Annotated in this window: 8 protein-coding genes; 5 read left to right on the plus strand and 3 right to left on the minus strand. The window is 44.4% G+C overall.

All coding sequences use genetic code 11. The annotated features are described in order from the left end of the window. From Q4A73_RS06850 to leuD, 5 genes are all read left to right on the plus strand, one after another. On the plus strand, nucleotides 1-250 hold a 250-nt coding region (locus tag Q4A73_RS06850; protein WP_303206711.1), incomplete at its 5' end, for a GNAT family N-acetyltransferase. A 26-nt stretch (nucleotides 251-276) separates the two neighbouring features. Then, on the plus strand, nucleotides 277-1,812 hold the full coding sequence (gene leuA / locus Q4A73_RS06855; RefSeq protein WP_303206712.1) for a 2-isopropylmalate synthase: 1,536 nt from the start codon (nucleotides 277-279) through the stop codon (nucleotides 1,810-1,812). Next, nucleotides 1,809-2,870, plus strand: coding sequence for a 3-isopropylmalate dehydrogenase (gene leuB / locus Q4A73_RS06860; RefSeq protein WP_303206713.1), 1,062 nt, complete (start codon nucleotides 1,809-1,811; stop codon nucleotides 2,868-2,870). Before leuA ends, leuB begins: the two co-directional genes overlap by 4 nt. 2 nt (nucleotides 2,871-2,872) lie before the next feature. Next, nucleotides 2,873-4,270 carry a 3-isopropylmalate dehydratase large subunit gene (gene leuC, locus Q4A73_RS06865; RefSeq protein ID WP_303206714.1) on the plus strand — a complete coding sequence of 466 codons (1,398 nt, stop codon included), beginning with the start codon at nucleotides 2,873-2,875 and terminating at the stop codon, nucleotides 4,268-4,270. Then, entirely contained in the window at nucleotides 4,271-4,873 is a 603-nt protein-coding gene (gene leuD / locus Q4A73_RS06870) for a 3-isopropylmalate dehydratase small subunit (protein WP_303206715.1), read from the plus strand. On the opposite strand, the gene murD is transcribed toward leuD, so the two are convergent. The 3 genes from murD to Q4A73_RS06885 form a co-directional block, all read right to left on the minus strand. Further along, nucleotides 4,861-6,075, minus strand: coding sequence for a UDP-N-acetylmuramoyl-L-alanine--D-glutamate ligase (gene murD / locus Q4A73_RS06875; RefSeq protein WP_303206716.1), 1,215 nt, complete (start codon nucleotides 6,073-6,075; stop codon nucleotides 4,861-4,863). The genes leuD and murD overlap by 13 nt on opposite strands. Beyond that, entirely contained in the window at nucleotides 6,072-7,133 is a 1,062-nt protein-coding gene (mraY, locus tag Q4A73_RS06880; protein WP_303206717.1) for a phospho-N-acetylmuramoyl-pentapeptide-transferase, read from the minus strand. Before mraY ends, murD begins: the two co-directional genes overlap by 4 nt. 49 nt (nucleotides 7,134-7,182) lie before the next feature. Continuing rightward, nucleotides 7,183-8,305: DUF2972 domain-containing protein (locus tag Q4A73_RS06885; RefSeq protein WP_303206718.1), on the minus strand; the 1,123-nt coding region annotated here is incomplete at its 5' end.

The following is an 8,305-nucleotide window of genomic DNA, read 5'->3' on the forward strand; positions in this document are numbered from 1 at the left end:
CATTTTGAAAGAATGCGAGGAGGAATTTTACCTTGATAGCATAGCCGTTGATGAAAGGGCTAGGGGTAGGGGGGTGGCTAAGGTTTTGATAGAGCATGCCCTCACGCAGGCAAGAAAGGCAGGTAAAAAGCTCTCTCTCATCGTAGAGGTGGATAATGCCCCTGCCCTAAAAGCTTATGCGAAAATGGGCTTTAAATTTAAGGCTTTTAAAGATTTTCACGCGCATCGTTATGAGTATCAAGAGCTTTAAAATTATAAATCAAATAAAGGATAGGCATGCAAGATAAAATCGTCATTTTTGACACCACTTTACGCGACGGAGAACAAGCCCTCCAGCAGTCTTTAAATCTCAATCAAAAGCTACAAATTGCCCTAGCTTTAGAAAATTTAGGCGTTGATGTCATTGAGGCGGGCTTTCCCATTTCCTCACCTGGCGATTTTCAATCCGTTCACGCCATAGCCCAAAAGGTCAAAAACGCCACCATCTGCGCCCTCTCTCGTGCCTTAGATAAGGACATTGACGCCTGTTATGAGGCCTTGAAAATCGCTCCTCGTTTTAGAATTCACACCTTCATCGCCACCTCCACTCTGCACATTGAAAGTAAGCTTAAAAAAGACTTCAACGAGGTCTTAGCTATGGCACAAAGGGCGATTAAAAGAGCGCGCAATTATACTGATGATGTGGAATTTTCCTGTGAGGATGCGGGACGCACACCCATCGATCAGCTTTGCTTGATGGTTGAGAAGGCTATCAAGGCGGGTGCTAGGACGATTAATATCCCTGATACTGTGGGCTATACCCTGCCTTTTGAATTTGCCCTTTTGATTGAAGAGCTTTTTAATAGGGTGCCAAATATTGATCAAGCGATCATTTCTGTGCATTGTCATAACGACCTAGGCCTTGCCGCGGGTAATAGCCTCAGCGCCGTAGCAAAAGGTGCCAGGCAAATAGAATGCACCATTAACGGCCTGGGAGAGCGGGCGGGTAATTGTGCGCTTGAGGAGGTTGTAATGGCGATAAAAACCCGCTCGGATCTTTTCAAGGGGCTTTATACAGACATTAAATGTGAGCATATTTACAAAACTTCCAAGCTAGTCGCCTCAATGTGTAATGAACCTGTGGCAAATCATAAGGCCATAGTCGGTCAAAATGCCTTTTCTCACAGCTCTGGCATCCATCAAGATGGCGTTCTTAAAAATCGACAAACCTATGAAATCATCACGCCCCAAAGCATAGGCATCAAAGAAAATCGCATGCTAATGACGGCAAGAAGCGGAAAGGCTATGATCAAATCCTGTCTTGAAAATTTGGGCTATGATACGCAAAGTTACGACTTAAACACGCTTTATGAGCAGTTTTTAAAACTCGCCGATAAAAAGGGTCAGGTGTATGATTACGACTTGGAAGCCTTGCTTTTTTTCAATTGGGAAAAGGATGAGGAGGTTTATTTTGAGCTTGAGGATTTAAATGTGGTAAGTGGAGCCCTGCCCACAGCCTCTATCAAGATGAAAATCGGCGGACTTAGTCATTTTGAGGCTAGCACGGGCAATGGACCCATCGAAGCGGTCTTTAATGCTATGGTGCGTTTGATTAAGCTTGAGTGTTCTTTGGTGCATTATGGCATTCAGGCTAGGGGTTGTGGCATTGATGCGCAGGGACAGGTGGATGTGAGCTTGAAATTTAGGGATCGATCCTTTCACGGCAGGGGTCTTTCTGTGGATGTGATCAGAGCCTCAGCCCAGGCCCTAAACGCTGCCTTTAATGCCATCCATCGCTCTTTAAGGGTCGAGCAAAGCAAGGAGCAAAAATGAAACACTACAAAATAGCCGTTTTAGCCGGTGATGGCATAGGTCCTTTGGTAATGAGACAGGCGCTTAGGGTGCTTGCCTTATTGGAGCAAAAATATTCCTTTTCTGTGGAGCTTAAAAGGGCGAAAATTGGCGGAGAGAGCATCGATGCTTATGGCGTAGCCCTAAGTGATGAAACGCTTAGAATTTGCGAGGATAGCGATGCCATACTTTTTGGTTCTGTGGGCGGAACAAAATGGGATCATCTACCCCCCAATGAACGCCCAGAGAGGGCGGCACTTCTGCCGCTAAGAAAGCATTTTAATCTTTTTGCCAACTTGCGTCCTGCGAAGATCTATCAAGAACTGGAGCATTTGTCGCCTCTAAAAGCGGAAATTATAAAAGAGGGCTTTGATATTTTGTGTGTGCGAGAACTTACGGGTGGCATTTATTTTGGAAAGCAGGGTATGGGCGAGGATATGGCTTTTGATACCGAAATTTATCACAAATATGAGATCGAGCGTATCGCGCGCCTGGCCTTTGAAAATGCGCGAAAAAGGCGTAAAAAACTCTGCTCTGTGGATAAGGCCAATGTGCTTTCAAGCTCTATTTTGTGGCGTAGTGTGGTGGATGAAGTGGCGCGAGAATTTGCCGATGTGAGCCTTGAGCATCTTTATGTGGATAATGCCGCGATGCAAGTGCTTAAAAATCCGGCTCGTTTTGATGTTTTGCTGTGCAATAATCTTTTTGGCGATATTTTAAGCGATGAGTTGGCGATGATTAGCGGGTCTTTGGGTATGTTGGCTTCGGCAAGTTTGAATGAAAGAGGCTATGGACTTTACGAGCCAGCGGGGGGGAGTGCTCCGGATATTGCCCATTTAAATGTCGCTAATCCCATAGCGCAAATTTTAAGCTTAGCCCTATTATTACGCCACTCTTTCGGGGAGGAACTTGCCGCCTTGAGCATAGAAAAAGCGGTGGAAAAAAGCCTCAGGCAGGGTAAATTTAGCAGGGATTTACATCCTCAAAATTATCTAAGCACTGATGAAATGGGTGCTGCAATTTGTGAAAATTTGGAGTGAAAATGGCGAAGACACTTTATGAAAAAATTTATGATTCTCACATAGTTTTTGAAGCAGAGGGCGAATTGCCTACGCTTTACATCGACAGGCATTTAATCCACGAGGTAACAAGCCCCCAGGCCTTTTCAGGGCTTAGGCTAGCAAAACGCCCTGTGGCGCGTCCTGATTTGACTTTAGCCACCATAGATCACGATGTTTCTACCAAGAGCAGCGATATAAAAGATTGCCTACCTCTAGCTCAAGAGCAAATTCAAACCCTCATCGCCAATACCAAAGAACACGGCGTGCGGCTTTTTGGTCTAGGCGATGAAAATCAGGGCATAGTGCATATCATAGGACCCGAGCTAGGCTTTACCCTGCCCGGCACGACCCTTGTGTGCGGAGACTCACATACGGCGACTCACGGCGCCTTTGGGGCCTTGGCCTTTGGCATTGGAACCAGTGAGGTGGAGCATGTTTTAGCGACGCAAACCCTCAAACAAGCGCGATTGAAAACGATGAAAATCCTCTGCGAGGGTGCATTGGGAAAGGGGGTTTATGCTAAGGATTTGATCTTATACATCATCGCTAAATTCGGCACGGCAGCTGGCACGGGCTATGCGGTGGAATTTTGTGGCGAGACGATTGAAAATCTGAGTATGGAGGCTAGAATGAGTCTTTCTAATATGTCCATAGAGCTTGGAGCGAAGGTGGGGCTTATAGCGCCTGATGAAAAGACCTTTGCCTATCTGAAAGGCAGGGACTATGCGCCTGAACTTTGGGAGGAGAGTGTGGCATTGTGGAAAGATTTAAAAAGCGATGCGAAGGCTCATTTTAATAAGGAAATTTACATCGATGCCAGTCAGATTAAACCGCAAATTTCTTACGGCACAAACCCTTCTCAAACCATAGCCATCGATGAAAATGTGCCTTGGCGTAAAAGCCTAAACGAGGCAGATAGAAAGGGTTTTGAGGAGGCTTTATCTTACACCAAGCTTAAGGAGGGGCAGAGTATGGAGGGAGTGAAGATCGATGTCGTTTTTATCGGCTCTTGCACGAATGGACGACTTGAAGATCTAAAAATTGCCGCTTCCATACTCAAGGGTCGAAAAGTATGCTCTCATACCAAAACCCTCATCGTCCCAGGATCGATGAAGGTGAGGCAAGAGGCGTGCGAGTTGGGACTGGATAAAATTTTTATGGATGCGGGGTGCGAGTGGCGATTGCCGGGCTGCTCTATGTGCCTTGGAATGAATGATGATAAGGCTCAGAGTGGACAAAGGGTAGCCTCAACCTCAAACCGCAATTTTGTCGGAAGACAGGGCAGGGGTGCCATCACCCATCTAATGAGCCCCGCAAGCGCTGCAGCTGCGGCCTTGGAGGGGCAAATTTGTGATGTGAGAAAATATTTAGGAGCATAGATGCAAAAATTTACAGAGCACACGGGCATAGCCTGCCCCTTGGAATACGATAATATCGACACCGATCAAATCATCCCGAAGCAATTTTTACTTTCTGTGAGCAAGATAGGCTTTGGAAAGCATCTTTTTCACGATTGGCGTTATGTGGATGATGAAGAAAGCATTTTAAATAAAGATTTCATCCTCAATCATCCCAGCTATCGCAATGCTTCCATTTTAATCACTGGAGAAAATTTTGGTAGCGGATCTTCTAGGGAGCATGCGCCTTGGGCCCTGCTAGATTACGGCATTAGGGTCATTATCGCACCTTCTTTTGCGGATATTTTTAAAAACAATGCCTTGGGTAATGGCCTGCTTGTTTTGACCTTAGAAAAAGAAGAAATCGCCTTTCTTACATCATCCTTAAAGACCAGCGACGATAAAGGCATCAAAATTTCTTTAGTGGAAAATAAAATTTTAGCCTTTGAAAGAGTATTTGATTTTCACATAGATAGCTTTTACAGACATTGTCTTTTAGAGGGTTTGGATGGGATAGCCCTGACGCTAAAACATCAGGATAAAATTAAAAATTACGAAAAGCAATCCAAAACCTACTTGGTTTGATTGAAAACCTCTTCTTTAAATACCCTGCCACGCTCAGCATAGGATAAAAACTGGTCCAAGCTCGCACAAGCAGGGCTTAAAAGGGCGACTTCATCCCTTTTTAAAATGGCGGCTATGCTTTCTACAGCCCTGCTTAAAAATTCGCATTTTTGCGCCTCTATGCCAAATTTTGCCGCATAAGCCATCATCTTTTCACTGCCCAGCCCTATGGCATAAATTTTTATGTCAAGTTTTTGCATAAAGGCAAACAAGCCGCTTAAATCGACCCCCTTATCATCGCCACCTATGATGAGATGTATTTTTTTGTCTGCGTAGCGTTTGAGGGCTTCAAGGACTGCGGCCTCGTTGGTAGCCTTGGTATCATTGACCCAGAGCCTACCCATGGAGTCAAGAAATTCTTCTAGCTTGTTTTCCTCCATAACAAAATCATTTAAAAGTTCATAACTAGCACTTCCTAGCACAATCTTCTCCACACTTAAAGCCATGAGCGCATCGAGGAGAAAGGGCGGCTTGAGGGCTATTTTTGAAAGCGTAAATCCCATTTTTTGCGCCAGGTCACTTTCGCTTTCATACGCAATGAGCTTCGCCTTGCTAGGATAGGAGGCGTATTTTTGCGGCACAAGAGCGAGGGCATTTGCGTCCATTCTTTGCAGCACACTCAGCTTTGCCTCTTCGTATTTTTCAAAGGACCCGTGCCAAGAAAGATGATCGGGCGTTATGGGTAAAAGTGCGTAAATTTCAGGCTTGGCAACACGGGTATAGTGCAGGGTAAAGGAGGAGGTTTCTAAGATCCAAAGTCTAGCATTCGCATCAAGAGCGGCTAGGGGTATGCCGACATTACCCCCGATTTGCGCACCAATTTTTTCAAGCAAATGCCCACTCATTTGTGTGGTAGTCGTTTTGCCATTCGTCCCGCTAATCCAAACACTGCGGGGCATAGCATCGTAGAAAAAATCATACTCACTTTGCAAATTTTTCGCCTTTAAAATCAAGCTATGCTGCGGCGGAAAGCCCGGACTTGGAATCTCTAGCCCACTCGCATCAGGATCAAAGGCACTCACAGGCAGCAGGGCATTGCCAAGGCCATCTTTTTGGGGCTCTTTAAAGCCATCATCATAGATGTCAAAGCCCCCCATTTTAGCCCCATAACTTTCAGCTAGGGCTCTGGTCGTTTTCGCATATCCAAAGAGCGATTTTTTCATCTTAGTTTGAGTGAGGCTAGGGCGATGAGATTGCTTAAGAAGGCTATCATCCAAAAGCGAACGATGATTTTATTTTCCACCCAGCCCTTTTTTTCAAAATGATGATGAATGGGCGCCATTTTAAAAACCCTCTTTCCCCAAATTTTAAAGCTCCCCACCTGTAAAATCACAGAAAGCGTTTCCAAAACAAAAACAAAGCCTATGAGCAAGAGTAAAATTTCATTTTTACTCACCACAGCCAAAAAGCCTATAAAGCCTCCAAGTGCGAGACTGCCGCTATCTCCCATGAAAACTTGGGCAGGATAGCAGTTATACCACAAAAAGCCCATCAGTGCGCCTATGAGAGCCGCGCATATGATGCTAACCTCGCCCAGAGTGCTTACCTTAGGCAAAAGTAGGTAGTCGCTATAGGTCGCATTACCGATGAGATAGACAAAAATGCCCAAGGTCGCAAGGGAAAAAATGCTAGGCACAGTGGCGAGGCCGTCCAAGCCGTCCGTTAAATTCACGGCATTAGAGCTTGAAATGATAACCAAGGTCCAAAAGGCTAGGGCAAAAAGCTGCATATCAAAAAGCGGGTGCTTGTAAAAGGGGATGAAGAGCTGGGAATTTAAGCTTTGCGTAAAATAAAGCGGGGCAAGGACGAGCAAACTGCAGATTACTTGGGCGAGGAGCTTGGCTTTTGGGCTAAGGCCTGAGTGATTGTCCTTTTTGAGAATCTTGCCCACATCATCAACTAGCCCTATGAGGCAAAACAGCACAAGGGTAGCAAGAGCCATAAGGGCTAGGAGGTTATTTAGCTGCACGCAAAGCAGACTGGCCGCCACAGCACAAAAGATAAAAACTACGCCTCCCATAGTGGGCGTTTTGACCTTGCCTTGATGATTTTGCGGGGCATATTCGTAAATGGGCTGGTTGGCATTTTTGTTTTTTGCCCAAGCGATGAATTTTGGCATCAAATAAAGGCTCAAAATCAAAGCGATGAAAAAGGCAAAACCCGCCCGCACACTGATATAACTAAAAAACGCGTAAGAACTTAGCTGGGAGAGATAATACAAGAAAACCTACCTTGAAATGATTTAAAGGGGAAATTATAGTCCTTTTTGATTAATCTTTAAGGGCATCCTTAGCGCATAATCTTTCAAATTCTTGATAATACTTCCACGAAGCGATGATTTCGGGACAATATTTTTTAAAGGGATGAAAATTTTCATCAAAGAGCTTTTTAAGCTTCTTTCTCGTTTCGCTTGGCTTTTTAAAGAGTGAAAGAATGTGCTCAGGGCTTAGTTTGTATGTTGCTTGTAAATCCAGCCTTTCTTTAATGGCGAGTTGGAATTTTTTAAAATACTCCACAAGGGATTTTTCATCGATGAGGGCTAATTTTTCCCTTTCAACTAAGAGAACAATTTCATCAAAAAAGACCCCACCTCGCGGATAAAGCCTATCCTTAAGATCGACAAATTCTCCCTCATCCCAACCCGCATAAATCGTTTGGATCTTTATAGTGCAACCGTGCTCAAAGACTATGGTTCTAGGAAAGAGGATATTTAGATTGCTCACTTTTTGCTCTTCAAATAAACGCGCATCCCCTAAAAGCTCAAAAGAAAAAATTTTGCTAAGCCTTTTCATCGTTTCAAAGGCTGTCATTTTATGCAAATCTTTAGTTTGTATGAAGTGCAGATTTTGCAGATTTTTAGTCCATTTTATCACATGGCTTTCAAAAAGATGGCCGCAGTTTTCTTTATTTTGCCCATCAAGCCTCTCCCAAGCACAGAGCAAATTCTCATCCATTTTAGGTGCGCTTGTGGGAAAATTTAAAAAGCAAAACACATCCATAGCAGTCCTTACATCCTCCCTCCAAGAAATGCTTTCGCAAAAATTATCCCTTCTGCCACTAAAATTACAATAGGAAGCCCAGTTTTCAAAAGGATCACGAAGCAAAAATAAAGCATCGACCTTTTTATCCATAAGGGCGAAAAGTTTTTTATAACCACACGGCAGATATTTAAAAACCAATATTTTATATCCAGGGATAGCAAGTAAGTGAGCAAAAAAATAGACATAGACCCTAAAGGCACTCAAATCCTCCCAAGAATGATACTCAAGCCAAGTCACCTCACAGCGTTTTAAAAACGCGAACAAAGCACTCGTTCCTGTCCCGTGTGAAGCACAAAACACAAACTCATACCGCCTCGGCAGTGGCAAATTCAGCTCCCACGCAAGAGCCGCC

Origin of the sequence: Campylobacter sp., assembly GCF_030528245.1 — a bacterium.
Lineage (GTDB): Bacteria > Campylobacterota > Campylobacteria > Campylobacterales > Campylobacteraceae > Campylobacter_D.